Consider the following 20,385-nt stretch of genomic DNA (forward strand, 5'->3'; position numbering starts at 1 on the left):
CCGCCGATAGGTTGGGACGCAGCACCTGCCGGTGTGGCGGAATGGCAGACGCGGGGCACTCAAAATGCTCTGTCCGCAAGGGCGTGTGGGTTCGAGTCCCACCACCGGCACGATGACGGGTCGGCTCTCGAGGGAGTCGACCCGATATCCTTTTCCCCCGCGGTGCCCCCAGGGCACCGCAGTTCGAGGCACCGTTCCGGTGTTCCTCCCTGACACAGCCATAGGATGGAACCGTGACAGATCACGAAGCCGCGCCGGTGAGCGCACCCACCGCCCCTCGTCGTGTCGTCGTGGCGGAGGACGAATCGCTCATCCGCCTCGACATCGTCGAAATCCTCCGCGACAACGGCTTCGACGTCGTCGGCGAGGCGGGTGACGGCGAGACCGCCGTCCAGCTCGCCACCGAGCTGCGTCCCGACCTCGTCATCATGGACGTCAAGATGCCGCAGCTCGACGGCATCAGCGCCGCTGAGAAGCTCAGCAAGAACCACATCGCGCCGGTCGTGCTGCTGACGGCGTTCAGCCAGAAGGAGCTCGTCGAGCGGGCGAGCGAGGCCGGCGCGCTCGCGTACGTCGTCAAGCCGTTCACGCCGAACGACCTGCTGCCCGCGATCGAGATCGCGCTGGCCCGCTACGAGCAGATCATCACGCTCGAGGCCGAGGTCGCCGACATGGTCGAGCGTTTCGAGACCCGCAAGCTCGTCGACCGCGCGAAGGGCCTGCTCAACGAGAAGATGGGCCTGTCTGAGCCGGAGGCGTTCCGCTGGATCCAGAAGGCGTCCATGGACCGCCGTCTCACCATGCAGGACGTGGCGAAGGCCATCATCGAGCAGCTGGCTCCCAAGAAGGGCTGACCGCCCGAGTCTTCGAGAATGGATGCCACTCCGGTGGCATCCATTCTTCTTTTCAGGCCGATTTTCAGGCCGAGGTCGGGGCGTCCTTGATCATGTTCGTGATCCGGATCGTGGAGCAGCGGCGTCCCTGCTCGTCGGACACGGCGATCTCGTGGACGGTGAGCGAACGGCCCAGGTGGATCGGGGTGCACACGCCCGTCACGCGACCCGAGGTCGCCGAGCGGGTGTGGGTGGCGTTGATGTCGATTCCCACCGCCAGGCGACCGGCGCCGGCGTGCAGGTTCGCGGCCATCGAGCCGAGCGACTCGCCCAGCACGACGTAGGCCCCGCCGTGGAGCAGGCCGACGGGCTGCGTGTTGCCCTCGACCGGCATCGTCGCCACGCAGCGATCGATCGAGAACTCGACCCACTCGATGCCCATCTTCTCGGCGAGGGCGCCCATTCCGCGCTGCTTCACCCATTCGAGGCCGGGAGTGATGTCGGGTGTCGTGGAGGTCATCATCGCCTTCGGTGGGCCGGAGCCGGGGGAGTGTCGGTGGCACTCGTTACGCTGGACGAGTGACGGATGCCGAAAAGCCTACTCTCCTCGTCGTCGACGGCCACTCGCTGGCCTACCGGGCGTTCTACGCCCTTCCCGTCGACAACTTCTCCACGAAGGACGGGCAACACACCAACGGCATCTACGGCTTCCTGTCGATGTTCGTGAACCTGGTGAAGGCCGAGAAGCCGACGCACCTCGCGGTCGCGTTCGACACGTCGCGGCAGTCGTTCCGCACCGCGGAATACAGCGAGTACAAGGCCAACCGCAGCGAATCCCCCGCCGAGTTCAAGGGGCAGATCCCGCTGCTGCAGGACTGCCTGCGCGCGCTCAACGTGCCCGTCCTCATGAAGGAAGGCGTCGAGGCCGACGACATCCTGGCGACGCTCGCCACCGAGGCGTCCGCCGCGGGGTTCTCGGTGCTCGTGTGCTCCGGCGACCGCGACACGATCCAGCTCGTCAACGACGAGATCACGCTGCTCTACCCGAACGTGCAGGGGGTGTCTCAGCTCAAGCGCTACGACACCGACGCGGTCATCGAGAAGTACGGCCTGCCGCCGGCGCAGTACCCCGAGATCGCGGCCCTCGTGGGCGAGACGAGCGACAACCTCCCCGGCGTGCCGAAGGTGGGGGAGAAGACCGCCGTGAAGTGGCTCACCCAGTGGGGCTCGCTCGAGGCGCTGCTCGAGAACGCCGACAAGATCACCGGCGTCGCGGGCAACAACCTGCGCGAGCACCTCGACGACGTCAAGCGCAACCGCACCCTGAACCGCCTGCTGCGGGACGTCGAGCTCGACAAGGAGCCGACCGACCTGGTCGTGCAGCCCATCGACGCGCAGGCCGTGCGCGACATCTTCGCCCGGCTCGAGTTCCGCACGCTGCTGCCGCGCGTGTTCGACGCCTTCGGCGCCGATCCCTCCGTGGCGGCCGAACCTGCGCTGCCGACGGCTCAGGCCCCCACCCCCGCCGTCCTCGACGCGGACGCGATCGCCGCGTGGGCGGCCGCGGTCACCGGCACGGTCGGCGTCACGGTCGACCTGTTCGGCCAGGAGCCCTCCCGCATCGGTCTCGCGACCGCCGACGCCGCGGCCGAGGCCGCGTGGACGGACGCAGTGCGCGACGCCCTCGCCGGGTGGCTGGCATCCGATGCACCGAAGGCGTTCGCGGCGGCGAAACCGCAACTCAAGGCGCTCGCGCGGGCGGGTGTCGAGGTCGGGGGGATCGTCGACGACGTGATCCTCACCGGGTGGCTGGTGCGACCGAGCTTCCCCGACAAGACGCTGTCCGACCTCGTCGACCGCTACCTGGGCGAGAAGCTGCCCGAGGCCGACCCGACGCAGCTCGTCCCCGAGACCGAGGGCGCGACCCCGGGTCAGCTGTCGTGGTACGTGCGCCGTGTGTCCGAGGCGCAGCGCGGCGATCTGCCCGAGAGCGTCGCGGGTGTGCTCACCGACATCGAGCTGCCGACGCTCGGCGCCCTCGCCGACATGGAGCTCGCGGGTGTCGCCGTGTCGCACGAGAAGCTCGCGCGGTTCTCCGGCGAGCTCGCGGCGCGCGCCGACGACCTCGCGCAGCAGGCGTACGCGTCGATCGGGCACGAGGTCAACCTCGGGTCGCCCAAGCAGCTGCAAGAGGTGCTGTTCGACGAGCTGCAGCTGCCGAAGACCCGCAAGACCAAGAGCGGGTACACCACGGATGCCGCGGCCCTCGCCGACCTGCAGGAGAACGCGCACCACCCCTTCCTCGATCTGCTCCTTCGTCACCGCGAGGCGACCAAGCTCAAGCAGATCATCGACGCGCTGGATGCCGCGATCGGCGCCGACGGCCGCATCCACACGACGTACGTGCAGACCGGCAGCCAGACCGGGCGCCTGTCGAGCACCGACCCGAACCTGCAGAACATCCCGATCCGCACGGAGGAGAGCCGGCGCATCCGCGCGGCGTTCGAGGTCGGCGAGGGCTACGAGACGCTGCTCACCGCCGACTACTCGCAGATCGAGATGCGCATCATGGCGCACCTGTCCGGCGACCCGGGACTCATCGAGGCCTTCAACTCCGGCGAAGACCTGCACCGGTTCGTCGGCGCGCGGGTGTTCGGCGTCGAGCCGTCCGAGGTCACTCCGGCCATGCGCACCAAGGTCAAGGCCATGTCGTACGGCCTCGTCTACGGCCTGTCGGCGTTCGGCCTGTCGAAGCAGTTGCGCATCGAGCAGTCCGAGGCGAAGCAGCTCATGCTGGAGTACTTCGCCCGCTTCGGCGCGGTGCGCGACTATCTCCGCGGCTCGGTCGAGCAGGCGCGGCAGGACGGCTACACCGAGACGATCTTCGGGCGCCGCCGCCCGTTCCCCGACCTCACGAGCATGAACCGCGTGCTCCGCGAGAACGCCGAGCGTGCCGCGCTCAACGCCCCGATCCAGGGCAGCGCCGCCGACATCATGAAGATCGCGCTGTACCGCATTCGGGAGGAGCTGGCATCCACGGGTCTGCGTTCACGCGTACTGCTGCAGATCCACGACGAACTCGTCGTCGAGATCGCGCCGGGTGAGTGGGATGCCGTGGAGGCGGTCGTGCGGGCCCGGATGGCGGACGCCGCCGACCTGTCGGTGCCGCTGGACGTGCAGATCGGCCGGGGCGGGGACTGGGACGAAGCGGGCCACTGAGCGCTACGGCTGGTCAGGCCCCCTCCGGCTTCCCTAGGCTCGTCCTATGACTGATCCACAACGCACCCCCACGCCGATCGACACGATCGCCGACGCGTGGGTGGACACCCTGGCCGAGCGGGTGCCGACGCTGGCCACCTACATCGGACGCACGGAGTACAACGACCGGTTCGGCGACTACAGCCCCGAAGGCGCGAACGAGCTCGCCGACCAGGCGCGCGCCACCAAGGCCGCGCTCGACAACGCGACCCCCGTCGACGCGGTCGACGAGGTCACGAAGCTCGACCTCGGCCGCGAGCTCGACCTGCACCTCGAGCTGCACGCCGCGCAGACGCACCTGCGCGACGTCAACGTCATCGCCTCCCCGGCGCAGGACCTCCGACAGGCGTTCGACCTCATGCCGACCGCGACGGTCGAGGACTGGTCGACGATCTCCACGCGCCTCAAGGCTCTGCCCGGCGCGATCGACGGGTACATCGCAACGCTGCGCGAGGGCATCTCCCGCGGCGTGGTCCCCGCCCGCCGGCAGGTCGTCGAGGTCGCGACGCAGATCGCCCGCTACACCGCCGACACGGGCTTCTTCGCCGAGTTCGTGGGCGACGCCGCCCCCGAGGAGGGGCAGCTGCCCGCATCGCTGGCCCGCGACCTGGACCAGAACGCCGGTGCCGCGCGCGTGGCGTACGACGCCCTGGCATCCTTCCTGTCGTCCGAGCTCGCGCCCGTCGCGGGCGAGACCGACGCGGTCGGCCGCGACCTGTACGCGCTGCACTCGCGCCAGTTCCTCGGCGCGACGATCGACCTGGACGAGACGTACGAGTGGGGCGTCGAGGAGCTCGCGCGCATGGTCGCCGAGCAGGAGTCGATCGCGAACGAGATCCTCCCCGGCGCCACGGTCGAGGAGGCCGTCGCGTTCCTGGAGCAGGACGAGTCGCGGAAGCTCCACGGCACCGCCGCCCTGCAGGAGTGGATGCAGCGTACGAGCGACCGCGCGGTCGAGGAGCTGGGCCGCACCCACTTCGACATCGCCGAGCCGATCCGGCGCCTCGAGTGCATGATCGCCCCCACGAAGGAGGGCGGCATCTACTACACCGGCCCGACCGACGACTTCTCGCGCCCCGGCCGCATGTGGTGGTCGGTGCCCGAGGGCGTCGACAGCTTCGACACGTGGCGCGAGCTCACCACCGTGTACCACGAGGGCGTCCCGGGCCACCACCTGCAGATCGCGCAGGCCGTCTACAACCGCGGGCAGCTCAACTCGTGGCGGCGTCTGCTCGCCGGCACCAGCGGTCACGCCGAGGGCTGGGCGCTGTACGCCGAGCGCCTCATGGAGCAGCTCGGGTTCCTCGACGACCCCGCCGACCGCCTCGGTATGCTCGACGGTCAGCGCATGCGCGCCGCGCGCGTGGTGCTCGACATCGGCGTCCACCTCGGCAAGCCGCGGCTCGACGGCGCGGGCACCTGGGACCACGACTACGCGCTCGCGTTCATGCTGCGCAACGTCAACATGCCCGAGGAGTTCGTGAAGTTCGAGGTCAACCGGTACCTCGGCTGGCCAGGCCAGGCCCCCGCGTACAAGGTCGGGCAGCGCATCTGGGAGCAGGTGCGCGACGAGTACCGCGAGCGCGAGGGCGACGCCTTCTCGATGAAGGCGTTCCACACGAAGGCGCTGGGCATCGGCGGCGTCGGGCTCGACACGCTGCGCGCGGCTCTGGCATCCGCGTGATCCGGATCGGGGCGTCTGCGCGCGCGGACGCCCCGATTCTCGGGAATACGGCCGGGGGGCATAAAGTTCATTCATCCGAATGCTTCCGATTCGGCAAGGAGACGCCATGAACGATCGCCCGCTCGAGCTCGGTCTCGACACCTTCGGAGACATCTCCCGCGGACCCGACGGGAGCCTCCAGTCCGACGCGCAGACGATCCGCAACGTCGTGGATCAGGCCGTGCTCGCCGACGAGGTGGGCCTGTCGTTCTTCGGCGTGGGGGAGCACCACCGCAAGGACTTCGCGGTCACGAGCCCCGAGATCGTGCTCGCGGCCGCCGCGTCCCGCACGAAGAACATCCACCTGGGCACCGCGGTCACCGTCCTGTCGTCGGACGACCCGGTGCGCGTCTTCGAGCGCTTCGCCACGCTGGATGCCGTCTCGAACGGCCGCGCCGAGGTGATCCTCGGGCGCGGGTCGTTCATCGAGTCCTTCCCGCTGTTCGGTTACGACCTCCGCGACTACGAGCAGCTCTTCGAGGAGAAGCTGGAGCTGTTCTCGCTGCTCCTCGACGAGAAGCCGGTGAGCTGGCAGGGACGCACGCGCGCCGCCCTCCAGGACGCCGACGTGTATCCGAAGACCGAGAACGGCCTGAAGGCGTGGGTCGGCGTCGGCGGCTCGCCCGAGTCGGTCGTGCGCGCCGCGCGCTACGGCTACGGACTGGTGCTCGCGATCATCGGCGGGTCGTCGGCGCGGTTCCGCCCGTTCGCCGACCTGTACCGCCGCTCGCTCGAGGAGTTCGGCAAGCCGCAGATGCCCATCTCGGTGCACTCGCCCGGACACGTGGCCGAGACCGACCAGCAGGCGTGGGAAGAGGCGTACGAGGGCGTCGCCGAGCTCAACAACACGATCGGCCGCGAGCGCGGGTGGCCCGAATACACCCGCATGCGGTTCCAGCACGACGTCGGCCCCGAGGGGGCGATGTACATCGGTTCGCCCGAGACCGTCGCCCGCAAGATCGCCGCGACCGTGCGGGCGCTGGGGAACACGCGCTTCCAGCTGAAGTTCGCCAGCGGATCGATCTCGCACGACCGCCTCATGTCGAGCATCGAGCTCTACGGCACGCGCGTCCTCCCGCTCGTGCACGAGATGCTCGCCGAGACCGAGACGGCCGGCATCCGGTGACCACGTCGACCGACGTCGCGGCCATCGCCGAACGCCTCGACGCCCTCCCGTTCACGCGCCGTCACGCGCGGGTCCTGGGCGGGTCGGGGATCGGCTGGGCCCTGGATGCCATGGACGTCGGGCTCATCTCGTTCATCATCGCCGCGCTCGCGGCGCAGTGGCACCTCGCCCCGAGCGAGACGTCGTGGATCGCGTCGGCCGGTTTCGCCGGGATGGCGATCGGCGCGAGCGTCGGCGGCCTGCTCGCGGACCGCTTCGGTCGGCGCCGCGTCTTCGCGATCACGCTCCTGATCTACGGCGTGGCCACGGGCGCGAGCGCGCTGGTCGGCGGCCTCGTCGCGCTGCTGATCCTGCGCTTCATCGTCGGTCTGGGCCTCGGCGCCGAGCTGCCCGTGGCATCCACGTATGTCAGCGAGTTCGCGCCCGCGCGCATGCGGGGCCGGATCATCGTGTTCCTCGAGGCGTTCTGGGCCATCGGGTGGACGGCATCCGCGGTCATCGGCTACCTGGTCGTGCCCTCGTCGGCCGACGGGTGGCGGTGGGCGTTCGCACTCGGCGCGATTCCCGCGGCCTACGCTCTCCTCGTGCGGTGGGGGCTGCCCGAGTCGCCGCGCTGGCTGTCGAGCCGGGGGAGGGATGCCGAGGCCTCGGCGATCGTGCGCGACTTCGAGGCCGCGGCCGGACGCGTGTCGTTCACGCCCGCACCCACCGAGTCGGGCCCGTCCCACGCCGCGCCGCGCCCGCGGGTGTCGGCCCTCTGGGCGGCACCACTCCGGGGCCGCACGGCGGCGCTGTGGGTGCTGTGGTTCTGCGTGAACTTCTCGTACTACGGGGCGTTCATCTGGATCCCGACGATCCTCGTGTCGCAGGGCTACGACCTCGTGCGCTCGTTCGGTTTCACGCTCATCATCACGTTGGCCCAGCTGCCGGGGTACGCCGTCGCCGCGTGGCTCATCGAGGCGTGGGGGCGCCGCGCGACGCTTGCGACGTTCCTCGCGGGCTCGGTCGTGGCCGCGGCGTTCTTCGGCACGGCCTCCGGCGAGGTCGCGGTCATCGCGGCCGGGATGGCGCTGTCCTTCTTCAACCTCGGCGCGTGGGGCGCGCTGTACGCCGCGACCCCCGAGACGTACCCGACGCCGCTGCGCGCCACGGGCGCGGGCTGGGCCGCCGGTGTCGGCCGGATCGCGTCGATCGTCGCTCCGCTCAGCGTCCCGCCGCTCCTCGGGCTCGGCGGGGCGCCGCTGCTGTTCGTCGTGTTCGCGGCGTTCTTCGCCGTCGCGGTCGTGGCGGCGCTGTTCCTGCGCGAGGAGCGCGGCCGGGCTCTGTCCGAGGGCTGACGCCGGATCTGACGATCCCGTCACGCGCGTAGGCTGGCGGGATGGCATCCGTCCGCTACGTCGCGATCGGCGACTCGTTCACCGAAGGCGTCGGCGATGAGCTGCCCGACGGCACCGTCCGCGGCTGGGCCGACCTCGCGGCGCAGGGATGGGCGGATGCCATCGGCGAGCCGATCCAGTACGCGAACCTCGCGATCCGCGGCAAGCTCGTGCAGCCGATCGTCGACGAGCAGCTCGAGCCCGCGCTCGCACTGAAGCCGACGCACCTGTCGTTCAACGGCGGCGGCAACGACATGCTGCGCCCGCGCACGGGGATCGAGCGGATCGTGGCCATCTTCGACCACGTGGTGCGCCGCTGCGACGAGGAGGGCGTGCAGCTCATCGTCCTGTCGGGCGCCAACCCATCGGCGGGACTGCCGCTCGGACGGGTCGTCCAGGCGCGCGGCGACGCCCTGTCGCACGCCGTCGAGGCACGGCTGCAGCACCGCCCCGATGTCATCACGGCGTACAACTGGTTCGATCGCGAGCTCGCCGGCCCCGAGTTCTGGTCGGTCGACCGCCTGCACATGAACGCTCGCGGTCATCACCGCGTCGCGGCCCGCGTGCTCGAGTCCGTCGGGCTCACGGCGCCGGGGGAGTGGTGGCACCTCCGCGACCTCCCCGAGATCCAGCGGCTGAAGGGCTCGGCCTACTACCGCGAGCACGTCGCACCGTGGGTGCGGCGCCGCTTGACCGGCACGTCCTCGGGGGATGGCCGCGCGGCGAAGTTCGGCGGGAGCTGGACGGAGCTGGCGCCGCGCGCGGTCTGATTCTCGGCGCGAGACCGGGTCCCGACGGCACACGCCACCGGGACCCGCGACCTCAGAGCGAGGTGATGACGACGCGCGTCACGTTCGGGTCGTGCAGCGCCTCGTAGCCCTCGTTGACCTCGTCGAGCGCGATCTCCTTCGACAGCAGGGCGTCGAGCTCGAAACGCCCCTCGAGATAGAGCCGCGCGTACATCGCGATGTCGCGCTTGGCGGTCGTGGATCCCATGTACACGCCCTGGACGCGCTTCTGCGACCCGATGAGCCCCACCTGGTGGACGTCGAGGTGCGAGGTCGGGTCGATGACGCCGATCAGGTAGAGCCCGCCGCCCGGGGCGACCATCTCGAGCCCCTGCGTCGCGACCGCCCGGGTCCCGACGAAGTCGAACACCGCGTCGGCACCGTTGCCCGTGATCTGGCGCACCGCTTCGACCGGGTCCACCTCGGCGGAGTTGACCACGTGGGTGGCCCCGAACGAACGGGCCTTGGTGAGCTTGTCGTCCGCGATGTCGACCGCGATGATCGTGGCGGCGCCGGCGACGAGCGCGCCGTTGATCGCGTTGAGGCCCACGCCGCCCGCGCCGATGACGACGATCGAGTCGCCCGCCTGCACGTTCGCCGTGTTCAGGACCGCGCCCGCCCCGGTGACGACGCCGCATCCGAGAAGAGCGGCCTGGGGGAAGGGGACCTCGTCGGGAACCTTCACGAGTTGGTTCTCGTGGATCAACGCCTGCTGCGCGAACCCGCCGAGCCCGAACGCCTGGGTGACCGGCGTGCCGTTCTCGGTGAGGCGGGCGGGCTCGTCGGGCGCGCGGAGCGTGGATTCCGGGTGGAGGCACTGGAAGACCTTGCCCGAGAGGCACTTCACGCACGCGCCGCAGTACTGCACGAGGCATCCGACCACGTGATCGCCGACCGCGAGCTCGACCACGTCAGGCCCCACCTCCGCGACGACACCCGCCACCTCGTGGCCGAACACGGCGGGAAACGGGACGCCCAGGTCGAACTTCGACATGGTCAGGTCGGTGTGGCACAGGCCCGAGGCTTTGACGTCGACGAGAACCTCGCGCCCGACGGGCGCGGCGATCTCGAGGTCGGCGCTGACGAATCCGGCGTTCACCGCACGGACGACCGTTGCTTTCATTTCGGGTATTCCTCATCTCTCTCGTCCGCCGCGATCTCCGACGGAAGCGCAATCGGCCCGCTCATCCAGGCCGGCATCAGGTTGGTCAGGTGGGCGGCGAGCCGCTCGGGTTCGGTCTCGACATCGCCCACGACCCAGGAGGCGATCAGCCCCATGGCCGCGTGCGCGATGTACGTCGCCGCGAGCTCGGGATCGACCTCGGCCGGGAGGTCGATCAGCAGGCGGATGTGCGCGAGGATCTCCTCCCGCATGAGCGCCGCGACCCGCGACTCCACGCCTCGCGGAGCGGCGACCGAGAACGTCGCCGCGTAGAGCGGGCGGTAGGCGCCGTAGTGCGCGATCAGGGCACGCTGAGACTGCGCGAGGGCATCACCGCCCTGTGCGATCTCGACGCGCGCCGCGAGCGCGAGAGCGTGGAACGTCGTCTCCTGCAGGTGCAGCGCCAGGTCGTCGATGCCCGAGAAGTGCGTGTAGAACGTGGCGCGCCCCACGCCGGCGGCCTTGGCGACCGAACTGACGCTGATGTCCTCGCCCGCGGCGGAGAGCTCGCGGACGGCGTCGAAGAGCTTCGCGCGGGTAGCCTCCACCCGCGGGTCGGAGGAGGACCGGAGTCCGTCCCGGACACCGGCGATATCGGCGGCTGCGTCACTGCGTGCCATATCGCGAGACTAGACCCGTCCTGGACAGGTGTCTAGAAAATTCCCGATGGAACGCTGGAGTCGCTGAGCGCTCTCAGGACACCGCGTACACCAACTCCACGAACTGCCCCGCGCGCTTCGCGTCGAGGAGAGTCAGCCGGTCGGCCCCCAGCACGCGGGGGAGCAGCGGCTTTCCCGAGCCGAGGGTCGCGGGGGCGATCGACAGACGGATCTCATCGAGCAGCCCCGCGTCGATGAACTGCCCGGCCAGATCGCCCCCGCCGACGATCCACACGTCGCCCGCGCCCGCGGCATCCTGGATCGACGTCCACTGCGCCTCGACACCGCCGGAAACCACCCGGATGTCGGCGCCCGGGACGCGGGGGAGCGGCCGCGACGAGAACACGAACGTCGGTCGCGTGCCGTAGTACCCCGCCCACTTCTCGGGAGCGTCGAGGAGCGCCTCATGGCGCAGCATCCACTCATAGGTCGCCGACCCCATCACCAGGACGTCGACTCCCGCGAGGAAGTCGCCGAAGGCTGCTTCGGCCTCGTCGGCGCCCGGCACCGCGAACAGCCAGTCGAGCGAGTCGTCGTCGGTGGCGAGGTAGCCGTCGAGGGTCGTGGCGGTGTGGAAGATCACGCGGGTCATGCCCGCACGCTAACGGGGGCCTCCGACATCGGGCGAGCCGCGTATCGTCGGGGGTAGCCCGTCGCCCGCGTCCCGAGGAAGACCCCCATGTCGCGTCCCACCGTCCTGTTCGTGTGCGTCCACAACGCCGGCCGGTCGCAGATGGCGGCCGGCTACCTGCAGCACCTCGCGGGCGACGGCATCGACGTGCTGTCCGCGGGATCCGAGCCCAAGGAGCACATCAATCCCGTCGCGATCGAGGTGATGGCCGAGGAGGGCATCGACATCGCGGGGAACACCCCGAAGATCCTGACGGTGGATGCCGTTCGTGAATCGGACGTGGTCATCACGATGGGCTGCGGCGATGCGTGCCCGATCTTCCCCGGCAAGAGGTACGAGGACTGGCAGCTCGAAGACCCCGCCGGCCAGGATGCCGCGACCGTCCGCGGAATCCGAGACGACATCCGTCGGCGCGTGGAGGCATTGATCGGCGAGCTCGCGGGGGAGTGAGAGCTGTCGGCGGCCGGGCGTAGGGTCGGTGCCATGACCCGCATCGCTCTCGTGACCGGTACCTCCAGCGGCATCGGTCTGCACACCGCCATCGGCCTCGCCCAGGCCGGCCTCTCCGTCGTCGCGACCGTCCGCGACACGTCCCGCGCCGACGCGCTGCGCGCGGCCGCCGACGCCGCGGGCGTCACCCTCGACATCCGCGCGCTCGAGGTCACCGACGCCGACGCGGCGGCCGCGCTCGTCGCCGACCTGGGCGTCGTCGACGTGCTCGTGAACAACGCCGGGCGCGGAGCCGTCGGCACCCTGGAACAGCTCTCGGATGCCGATCTCCAGGCGCAGCTCGACACCAACTACCTCTCCGTCGCGCGGCTCACGCGCCTCGTGCTGCCCGGGATGCGCGAGCGCGGACACGGCCGCATCGTGACGGTGACCAGCGTCGGGGGAGCGGTGGGCCAGCCGTTCGCCGACGCCTACTGCGGCGCGAAGTTCGCGGTCGAAGGCCTCATGCAGTCGCTCGCGCCCGTGGTCGCGCCGTTCGGCATCGACGTCGCGATCGTCGAACCCGCGGCCGTGGCGTCGTCGTTCACGGCATCCGTGGATCGTTACGACGGTGGCCCGTACCAGGCGCAGCTCGACGCCTACATCCAGCGGACGACCGCGTCGTTCGCGCAGGCGCAGGCGGCGGAGGATGCCGCGAAGACGGTGATCGAGGCCGCGACCACCGAGACCCCGAAGTTCCGGTGGCAGACGTCCGAGGCCGCGGTCCGGTTCGCGGGGCTCTCGCTCGGCGACCTGGACGGCTCGCGCGTGATCGGTGTGACGTCCGAGTGGATCCGCTGACGCGGTCGCACCGGGGCCGTTACGGCGTGCCGAGGGTCGCGAGTCCCACGACGATCTCGAGGAGCGCCACCACGGCGAGGACGCAGGGGAGCGCCGGTCTCGTCGAGGTCAGCCCGAGCCCGAGCGCGACGAACGCGAGGATGCCCCAGATCCACGAGGTGATCCAGAACAGCCCCATCGGGAGGATCGCGATCATCGCCGAGGCACCCGCCATCGTGAGGGATATCCATCCCACCGACAACAAGAGAAGGCTGAGAGCCGAGAGCGAGATCGTCGACAGTACGATCGACGCGGTGCGACGGCGGTCACGGGGGAGTCGGGGGGAACTCATCCGCTCAGGCTAATGGCGCGCCGCGGCGATTCACACGCTCGTCAGCACGACGGTGAAGACCCCGCCCGACATCACGAGCGCCACGCAACCCCAGACGACGATCATCCAGCGTCGGAGATCGGCCCCGTCTTCCGCGAACTTCCGACGAAGGGTCTCGAGGAGGTGTCGCGATCGGACGATGAACACGATGCCGGATATCGCCTGGGCGGCGCCGATCGCGATGAAACCGCCCGCGAGAACGGGGGTGAGTTCCGGGCGCGTCGACTCGATGCCGTGAGTAATGACGCTCGAGGCGACGCTGACAGCGATGAGTGTGGCGACCGTGAGGACTCCGATTCCCCAGGCCCGCATGAACCACGGGGACGACGCCAGCGCACTTCGCGGCCGCGCGGGGCGCGTCCCGCCGAAAAGACGCGTTCGCTGAGCAGCACCGTTCCAGCGAGCCAGGGGCGTCGGCCACACGATGGCGATCACAGCCAGTGGGATCATGACCGAAAGGCCCACCCCGACGAAGATGAGCGCACCCACCGGCATGTCCGCCCCCTCCGCCGACGTCGGACGAAGTCTACGGCCGGGGAGCGCAGCGTCGTGACGGGAGACCAGGTTCCCGATTCAAACTGACATAATGTGCATTATCGGCGTTCCACTGATCGAGGCGACAGCACCCAGCTTCACCCGCACAGGACGAAGGTCCCGGCCGCACCGATTCCCGGCACGTACGTTCCCCGTGAGGGTCGAGCGACCAGCTCCGCCGTCGAGGAGGATCACCGTGGAACACGTCCTGTTGGGATTCGAGGGCAGCGAAGCGTCGGTCGCAGCACTGGAGTGGGTCGCCGAACGCGCCCGACACGTTCCGTCCCACGTGACACTGACCACCGTCGCCGAATTCTTCGAGTCCGAACGCGAGGTGCAGCGCGTCGCGCACCACGGCTCCGAGCTGCTCCACCGCCGGGCGACATCCGCAACGGTCGAGACGCGGGTCCTGCGGGGATGGATGCCGGAGACGTTGCTCGAGAGCGATCGTCTTGCGGATCTCGTCGTCATCGGGTCGCACCTGTATGCGCCGGTCCGCTCGATGCTGAAGGGGTGGGTGCCGATCCGCGTCAGCGTGCAGTCGGCGGTGCCGACGTGCATCGTCCCGGCCGGATGGCACGACCGGCCCGGACCGGTCGTCGTGGGCTACGACGGCGACGGCTCCGCGGACGCCGCGCTGCGGTTCGCGGCATCCGAAGCGGCCCGCACGAAGCGCTCTCTGCTCATCGTCCACGCGTGGACGGTGGCTCCCCTCGGCCCGCGCCACGAAGCGGAGCACCAGGCCGTGGTGGGCCGCGCGGTCCGGGCGGTCTCGCGAACCTACCCGGGGCTGCACGTCGAGCATGTCCTCCTCGCCGACGATCCGGCTCTCGTCCTGGAGGCACTGGCGCGGGAGGCATCCCTCGTCGTCATCGGCAGCCATCACCACGGCGCCCTCGCGGGAGGCCTCCTCGGCACCGTCGCGTGGTACCTCGTCGGAGCGATGGCCGCTCCCCTGTGCGTGGTGCCGCCGGAGTCCCTCACTCCCCTCGACGCGCCCGCCCACGCCGAACCCGCGCGGAGCGTCGCGCCGGCGTGAGCCCACGCCATAACCCTCTCCACCACGCGCTCACCGCGACGGCCGTCGCCGCACTCGAAAGACAGGTCGAACTCATGAACGTTCATCGACACCCGGCATCCACGGGACCCATCGCCGACGACGGCCTCCGTGACCCGGCGATGCCGATCGAGCACCTGTCCGATGAGCAGTGCTGGGAGCTCGCGACGGCCGCCCACGGCCCCGGGCGCCTCGGGTTCATCGCGCCGGACGGCGCCCCCGACGTGGTGCCCCTCGATTTCACGATCACGAATCGGCAGATCTACTGCCGCACCTCCCCCGGCACCAAGGCCACGGCGATCACCGACAATCCCCAGGTGGCGTTCGAGATCGACGGGGTTGCGGGTGCGCAGCGCTGGAGCGTGGTGTTCCGAGGCGTCGCGTGGCGGATGGAGGAGCGGGCCGAGATCGACCAGAGCCGAGTCACGGACCTGACCCCGTCGTTACCGGTCCCGACGCACGTCTTCCTGCGGATCGCGCCGCTGCGTGTCACCGGCCGGCGCTTCACCGCCGTGCCCCGCTCGCACGCCTGACTCCTCGAGCCGGCGGAGGATGGCGAGCTGCTCGCGCGCGATCCGCTGGAGTTCCTCGATCTCGAACTTCGCGGCGATGTTCGTCTCGTAGTCGTGCTGCGCGAGGGCGGCGGAGATCTCGTCCTGGCGACGAGCGGCGATGAGGAGGATCGCACCCTGCATCCCCGCCAGCATGCTGAGCAGCAGGTTGAGGAAGATGTAGGGGAACGGGTCGATCGCGGTGGAACCGGCATTGATCAGCGCCCACCCCACCATCACGGCCGTGAACCCGAAGATGAATCCCCACGACCCCATGCGGTTGCGGAGCCAGTCCGCCGCACGTTCGCCGAGCGTGAGCGACTCCGCGTGCGTCCGGTGCCAGTTGGTGAGCGGACGGTGCGGCCGACGCGGCCGGCCACTCGCGGCGGCTGAACTCCCCCGATCGGCAGCGCCGTCGATGAACGGAGCCATCCCCTTCGTTGATCCCTCACGCATCATGGCGCCCTTCTCCCCCCGCCACTATGCGTTCGCCCGACTCTCCCACGCGGGACTTTGGTCCCCGCGGGCGGAAACGAGCGACGCCCCCGCACGAGTAGGCTCGCCTCAATGGAATCGCGACGTCGCCCCCGCGGCGCGCGGGTCTGCCCGGGAGTACCGGCGTGAGCGGCATCCTGACCGGATTCGCCGTCATCGGCCTCGCCGTCGTCGTCGGCTACGTCATCGCCCGCATCGATCTGCTCGGCGAACACGCGCGCCCGGTGCTGAGCCGCCTGACGTTCTTCGTCCTGTCGCCGTTCCTGCTGTTCGTGGTGCTGGCGCGCGCCGACGTCACGACGCTGTTCTCGGCCCTCCTGCCGGTGTCGATGATCACCGCGGCGATCATCATCGGCGGGTACGCCCTGATCTCGCGCTTCGTGCTCCGCCGTCGCACGGCCGAGACGGTGATCGGCGCACTGTCGGCGGGACAGGTCAACAGCAACAACATCGGCATCCCGATCTCGCTCTACATGCTGGGCGACGCGGCCTACTCGGCTCCGGTGATCCTGTTCCAGCTCCTGGTCCTCATGCCCATCGCCCTCGGCATCCTGGATGCCGCGACCTCGGGCTCGCGTTCCCCGCGGCGGATCCTCACCCAGACGGCCAAGAACCCCATGCTCATCGGATCGGCGCTCGGCGTGCTCGTGGCGGTGCTCGGCATCCACCTCCCGCCGATCGTCATGGACCCGCTCACGTTCTTCTCAGCGGCGTGCGTGCCCGTGCTGTTGATGTCGTACGGGATGTCGCTGTACGGCCAGCGGGTACTGACCGAGCCGGGACGCCGCGTCGACGTCCTCATCGCGTCGGTGCTGAAACTCCTCGTGATGCCCGCGGTCGCGTGGGGCGTCGCGCTGGCGTTCGCGCTGCCGCCGGAGCAGGTGCTGATCGTCGTGACGCTCGCCGCGCTCCCCACGGCGCAGAACGTATTCAACTTCGCGCAGCGCTACGGGGTGGGCGAGATCCTGTCGCGCGACGTGGTCTTCATCTCCACCCTCGGGTGTCTCCCGGTGCTGTTCGGAGTCGCCCTGTTACTGGGATGACCTAGGTCCCCCACGACGGATCGCGCGAGGTCTATCGTGAAAGCGAAGCTCTCAGCATTCACTCAGGAAGGCTCGCCATGTCCACCACCACCTCGTCCAGTACGCCCGCGGTGCGGGCCGTGCGCACGGCTCTGGCCGTCAGCGGCGCGATCTCGCTGATCGTCGGTCTGTTGATCCTGCTCTGGCCCGGACGCACCGCCGCGGTCGCCGTCGCCATCATCGCCGTCTACGTCATCATCGCCGGCATCGTGAACATCGGGATCGGTATCTTCTTCCGCTCCGGATGGGCTCGGATCGGCTACATCGTCCTCGGGCTGCTGTTCATCCTCGCGGGCATCTTCTCGTTCGTGAACCTCCCGGCGACGACGGCCTGGTTCGGCGTCTTCGTCGGCACCCTCGTCGGCATCCTGTGGATCATCGAGGGCGTCGTGTCGCTCACGACCCTGAACCATGGTTCGGGCCGCGGATGGACGATCTTCTTCGCGATCATCAGCATCCTCGCCGGCGTCGTCCTGCTGTTTTCGCCGCTGCTCGGTGCGGTTACGCTGTTCCTCCTGCTCGGCGCCTCGCTCCTGGTCCTCGGCGTGTTCCAGATCGTCCGGGCGATCCAGTTCGGCAAGACCGCCTGACCCGACTCACGAGAGAGGGGCCTGGATGCCACGGCATCCAGGCCCCCTCTTCCGTTCAGGCCACGGGCAGGTGTCGTGCCCACCAGTCCAGGACCGCCTCGAACCGCTGGACGCGGTGCCGCGGGCGACCCGCGCGGGTGAGCTCGTGATCCTCACCGGGGAAGATGAGCATCTCGGCGTCGACGCCGTTGTGCTTGAGCGCCGCGTAGTACCGCGTCGCCTGCTCGATCGGGCAGCGGTAGTCGAGTTCGGAGTGCAGCACGAGCGTGGGCGTGCGCACGTCGTCGACGACCGCCATCGGGCTCTGCGCGGCGATCCGCGCGGGGTCGGTGCCGACGTACTCCTGCCCGAAGAACGACCCGATGTCGCTCGTGCCCGGGAACGCGACGGGGTCGAGGAACCCGCGCTCGACGATCGCCCCGGCGAACCGGTGATCGTGCGCGATGATCCACGCGGTCATGTAGCCGCCGTACGACCCGCCCTGGATGCCGACGCGTTCGCCGTCCAGCCGCGGGTCGGAGCCGACCACACCGTCGAAGAAGTCGATGACGTCGAAGTAGTCGAGCGTGCCCATGGCCTGCCGGATCGAGCGCCCGTGGGCGCGGCCGTAGCCGGCGCTCCCGCGAGGGTTGCTGTAGACGACCGCGTAGCCGGCATCCACGAGCACCTGCGTCTCGTCGAAGAGGTGCACACCGTACGAGGCGTACGGGCCGCCGTGGATCTGCAGGATCACGGGGAACGGCCCCTCGCCCTCGGGGACCGCGACCCAGCCGTGAACGGGGTAGCCGTCGCGGCCGGTGATCTCGCGCTCCTCGGGGACGACGATGCCGCGCTCGCGTGCCGGGGCGCCGAGGTCGGTGAGCGCGCGCCCCGTGACGCCGTCGAGGAGCAGAAGCTTGCCCGCGGACTCGGGCGTCGCGACCGCCGCGACGATCCGGCCGCCCGCGGCGGCGTGCCCGGTGACCTCGACGTCGCCGCCGAAGACCTCGGCGACCTCTCCCCCGCGCGTGACGCGGAGCAGCCGCACGCGGCCGCGGGTGCGGTCCTGCACGAGCACGTCGTCGCCGGCGAACGACAGGTGCGAGCCGACCTCGCCGAGGTCGATCGTCTCGGGATGGGTGAGCGCGCGCGGACCATCGGCGTCGAGCAGCCACACGGCCGTGCCCGGCGCCACGAAGTCGAGACCGGAGTCGCCGACGTCGTTGCCGCGCAGGAGGATCGCGCCGTCCGGGGCCACCGCCACCTCGTCGATCGAGAGGTTCGCGGCGATCCCCAGCACCTCGCGCTGCGCTCCCCCGTCCACCGCCACCGCGACGACCCGCGAGCGCAGGTCGGCGACGCGGTCCTCGATGACGTCGGGGAGGCTCACCAGTTCGCTGCCGTCGGCCGTCCACGCCACGCCCGACCAGCTCGTCGCGCCGTCGGTCAGCTGCCGCGGCGCCGAAGCGACCACTCGCTTCTCCGGGGTCACGACGTCGGGGGCGGGCTCGTAGAACGGCTCCGCGTCGGCCGCCGGCGCGTCGACGACGAACAGGTGCGCGGGACGGTCGAGGTAGCCGTGGCCGTTCGCGTGCCAGCGGATGCCGGTGATCCGGCGCGGCGGTTCGGCGGTGGCATCCCGTCCCTCCACCGTGCCGTAGCGGCCGGGCTCGACCACGCGCGCGGTGAACGCCAGGCGCGTGCCGTCGGGCGACCACGACACGTCGGTCACGCCGCTGGCCTGGTCGGTGACCTGCACCGGCTCGCCGCCGACCGCGGGGACGACGAACACCTGCGTGCGACCGCGGGCGTCGGCGCGCAGGAACGCGACCGTGGTGTCGTCGGGCGACAGCCGCGGCGCGCGGTCGGCGACGCCGCGCGTGAGGCGGCGAGGCGTGCCGTCGGGCAGGTCGACGCGCCACAGCTGGCCCACGGCACGGTCGGCCGCGATGTCGGGGCGGGACGTGGCGTAGACGGCGAAGGCGCCGTCGGACGAGAGCGCGGGGCGCCCGACCGACACAAAGGTCTCGATGTCGTGGGCGCGCATGCTCACTCCCCTCCGAACGAGTCCGTGTCTCCCACGAGGCGCGTGTGGTCGGCGGGCACCGGGTCGAGGGCCGCGCGGGCGACCTCGGCGGCGAACTCGGCGACGTTGTAGAGCTTGCCGGCGTCCTCGCGGCGCGCGGCGATGGCACCGGGGTTGGCGCGCTCGAGCAGCGTCGCGGTGATGGTCCCCTCGATCATGTCGCCGGAGACGACGGTGAAGCCGATGCCGCGCTCCTCGAGCGCCGGGATGCGCTCGCGCAGGGCGTCCTCACCGGCGCGCTTGGACAGCGCGACGGGCTCGTACTCGGGCATCGTCGGCGTCGTGCGGATGAAGTGCGCCTGGTGGCTCGTGACGAATACGACGCGCGAGCCCTCGCGCAGGATCGGCAGCGCCGACTCGAGGACGTTGACCTGCGCGTCGCGGTTGAGCTTCAGCGCGTAGTCCTCGGCCATGCCCGACTCCATGCCGCCCGAGGCGTTGAGGACGAGCACGTCGAGGCCGCCGAACGTGCGCTCGACCTCGTCGAACATCGCCAGCACCGACGCCGGGTCGGTGAGGTCGGCGCCGACGACGAGCGCCTCGACACCCAGCTCGCGCAGCTGCGCGGCGAGCTTCTCGGCGCGCGGGGCCTTGTTGCGGAAGTTGATGACGACGTTCGCGCCGGCCTCGGCGAAGTAGCGGACCGTGTCGGCGCCGATGCCGCGCGACGAGCCGGTGACGAGGGCGGTCTTGCCGCTCAGGGAGCCGGACGGGAGGGTCTGGGACACGGGAACTCCTGACGATTCGGAATCGGATGCCGGCGACCGACGCCGGCGCACACGACAAAGACCCAGC

21 protein-coding genes and 1 tRNA gene are annotated in these 20,385 nt (G+C 70.3%); 13 read left to right on the forward strand and 9 right to left on the reverse strand.

The annotated features are described in order from the left end of the window. Positions 1-27: 27 nt before the first annotated feature. Positions 28-110: transfer RNA gene (locus RKD05_RS15875), tRNA-Leu, on the forward strand. A 123-nt stretch (positions 111-233) separates the two neighbouring features. Beyond that, on the forward strand, positions 234-854 hold the full coding sequence (locus RKD05_RS15880; protein WP_022877510.1) for an ANTAR domain-containing response regulator: 621 nt from the start codon (positions 234-236) through the stop codon (positions 852-854). A gap of 64 nt (positions 855-918) precedes the next feature. Here the strand turns inward: RKD05_RS15880 and RKD05_RS15885 are convergent, their stop codons facing one another. Next, positions 919-1,353, reverse strand: coding sequence for a hotdog fold thioesterase (locus tag RKD05_RS15885; protein WP_424711308.1), 435 nt, complete (start codon positions 1,351-1,353; stop codon positions 919-921). Between the two features lie 59 nt (positions 1,354-1,412). On the opposite strand from RKD05_RS15885, the gene polA reads away from it, so the two are divergent. The 5 genes from polA to RKD05_RS15910 all read left to right on the forward strand — a co-directional run bounded on the left by polA (position 1,413) and on the right by RKD05_RS15910 (position 9,086). Further along, positions 1,413-4,052: a DNA polymerase I gene (gene polA / locus RKD05_RS15890; RefSeq protein WP_424711310.1), complete on the forward strand. Its 2,640-nt coding sequence runs from the start codon at positions 1,413-1,415 to the stop codon at positions 4,050-4,052. A 46-nt stretch (positions 4,053-4,098) separates the two neighbouring features. Then, positions 4,099-5,775, forward strand: coding sequence for a DUF885 domain-containing protein (locus RKD05_RS15895; protein WP_063258680.1), 1,677 nt, complete (start codon positions 4,099-4,101; stop codon positions 5,773-5,775). Between the two features lie 106 nt (positions 5,776-5,881). Then, on the forward strand, positions 5,882-6,940 hold the full coding sequence (locus tag RKD05_RS15900; RefSeq protein ID WP_424711311.1) for an LLM class flavin-dependent oxidoreductase: 1,059 nt from the start codon (positions 5,882-5,884) through the stop codon (positions 6,938-6,940). Further along, the gene (locus RKD05_RS15905; RefSeq protein WP_424711313.1) at positions 6,937-8,277 is read left to right on the forward strand and encodes an MFS transporter; all 1,341 of its coding nucleotides are present in this window, start codon (positions 6,937-6,939) and stop codon (positions 8,275-8,277) included. Before RKD05_RS15900 ends, RKD05_RS15905 begins: the two co-directional genes overlap by 4 nt. A gap of 41 nt (positions 8,278-8,318) precedes the next feature. Then, positions 8,319-9,086 (forward strand): SGNH/GDSL hydrolase family protein, encoded by a 768-nt coding sequence (locus tag RKD05_RS15910; RefSeq protein ID WP_424711314.1) that lies wholly within the window; start codon positions 8,319-8,321, stop codon positions 9,084-9,086. A gap of 52 nt (positions 9,087-9,138) precedes the next feature. Here RKD05_RS15910 and RKD05_RS15915 read toward each other — a convergent pair whose 3' ends face one another. The 3 genes from RKD05_RS15915 to RKD05_RS15925 all read right to left on the reverse strand — a co-directional run bounded on the left by RKD05_RS15915 (position 9,139) and on the right by RKD05_RS15925 (position 11,517). Then, complete coding sequence (locus RKD05_RS15915; protein WP_424711315.1) at positions 9,139-10,227, reverse strand: zinc-binding dehydrogenase; 1,089 nt, start codon at positions 10,225-10,227, stop codon at positions 9,139-9,141. Beyond that, complete coding sequence (locus tag RKD05_RS15920; RefSeq protein WP_424711316.1) at positions 10,224-10,886, reverse strand: TetR/AcrR family transcriptional regulator; 663 nt, start codon at positions 10,884-10,886, stop codon at positions 10,224-10,226. The genes RKD05_RS15915 and RKD05_RS15920 overlap by 4 nt, the downstream gene beginning before the upstream one ends. 73 nt (positions 10,887-10,959) lie before the next feature. Continuing rightward, entirely contained in the window at positions 10,960-11,517 is a 558-nt protein-coding gene (locus RKD05_RS15925; protein ID WP_424711318.1) for a dihydrofolate reductase family protein, read from the reverse strand. Positions 11,518-11,604: 87 nt separating this feature from the next. Between RKD05_RS15925 and RKD05_RS15930 the strand changes: the two genes are divergently transcribed. Together RKD05_RS15930 and RKD05_RS15935 are read left to right on the forward strand one after the other, a co-directional pair. After that, complete coding sequence (locus tag RKD05_RS15930; RefSeq protein WP_424711320.1) at positions 11,605-12,006, forward strand: arsenate reductase ArsC; 402 nt, start codon at positions 11,605-11,607, stop codon at positions 12,004-12,006. A gap of 33 nt (positions 12,007-12,039) precedes the next feature. After that, positions 12,040-12,846, forward strand: coding sequence for an SDR family NAD(P)-dependent oxidoreductase (locus RKD05_RS15935; RefSeq protein ID WP_424711322.1), 807 nt, complete (start codon positions 12,040-12,042; stop codon positions 12,844-12,846). A 19-nt stretch (positions 12,847-12,865) separates the two neighbouring features. Here the strand turns inward: RKD05_RS15935 and RKD05_RS15940 are convergent, their stop codons facing one another. Beyond that, positions 12,866-13,177, reverse strand: a complete 312-nt coding sequence (locus RKD05_RS15940; RefSeq protein WP_424711323.1) for a hypothetical protein — start codon at positions 13,175-13,177, stop codon at positions 12,866-12,868. Between the two features lie 30 nt (positions 13,178-13,207). Continuing rightward, entirely contained in the window at positions 13,208-13,528 is a 321-nt protein-coding gene (locus RKD05_RS15945; protein ID WP_424711324.1) for a hypothetical protein, read from the reverse strand. A 418-nt stretch (positions 13,529-13,946) separates the two neighbouring features. Here RKD05_RS15945 and RKD05_RS15950 point away from each other — a divergent pair, with 418 nt between their 5' ends. Further along, complete coding sequence (locus RKD05_RS15950; RefSeq protein ID WP_424711326.1) at positions 13,947-14,789, forward strand: universal stress protein; 843 nt, start codon at positions 13,947-13,949, stop codon at positions 14,787-14,789. Next, positions 14,786-15,340 (forward strand): pyridoxamine 5'-phosphate oxidase family protein, encoded by a 555-nt coding sequence (locus tag RKD05_RS15955; protein ID WP_424711327.1) that lies wholly within the window; start codon positions 14,786-14,788, stop codon positions 15,338-15,340. Before RKD05_RS15950 ends, RKD05_RS15955 begins: the two co-directional genes overlap by 4 nt. Here RKD05_RS15955 and RKD05_RS15960 read toward each other — a convergent pair. Next, positions 15,251-15,790: a DUF1003 domain-containing protein gene (locus tag RKD05_RS15960; protein ID WP_424711328.1), complete on the reverse strand. Its 540-nt coding sequence runs from the start codon at positions 15,788-15,790 to the stop codon at positions 15,251-15,253. The two genes, RKD05_RS15955 and RKD05_RS15960, sit on opposite strands and share 90 nt — an antisense overlap. Before the next feature lie 188 nt (positions 15,791-15,978). On the opposite strand from RKD05_RS15960, the gene RKD05_RS15965 reads away from it, so the two are divergent. Both RKD05_RS15965 and RKD05_RS15970 read left to right on the forward strand, forming a co-directional pair. Next, a complete protein-coding gene (locus RKD05_RS15965; RefSeq protein ID WP_424711329.1) occupies positions 15,979-16,896 on the forward strand; it encodes an AEC family transporter in 918 nt (305 codons plus the stop codon). A gap of 77 nt (positions 16,897-16,973) precedes the next feature. Continuing rightward, entirely contained in the window at positions 16,974-17,525 is a 552-nt protein-coding gene (locus RKD05_RS15970) for an HdeD family acid-resistance protein (RefSeq protein WP_424711331.1), read from the forward strand. 55 nt (positions 17,526-17,580) lie between these two features. Here RKD05_RS15970 and RKD05_RS15975 read toward each other — a convergent pair whose 3' ends face one another. Together RKD05_RS15975 and RKD05_RS15980 are read right to left on the reverse strand one after the other, a co-directional pair. After that, positions 17,581-19,551, reverse strand: a complete 1,971-nt coding sequence (locus RKD05_RS15975; RefSeq protein ID WP_424711333.1) for a S9 family peptidase — start codon at positions 19,549-19,551, stop codon at positions 17,581-17,583. Positions 19,552-19,553: 2 nt separating this feature from the next. Further along, on the reverse strand, positions 19,554-20,318 hold the full coding sequence (locus RKD05_RS15980; RefSeq protein WP_424711335.1) for an SDR family oxidoreductase: 765 nt from the start codon (positions 20,316-20,318) through the stop codon (positions 19,554-19,556). Between the last annotated feature and the right edge of the window lie 67 nt (positions 20,319-20,385).

This window comes from Microbacterium sp. SLBN-111 (assembly GCF_049739645.1).
Taxonomy (GTDB): Bacteria; Actinomycetota; Actinomycetes; order Actinomycetales; family Microbacteriaceae; genus Microbacterium.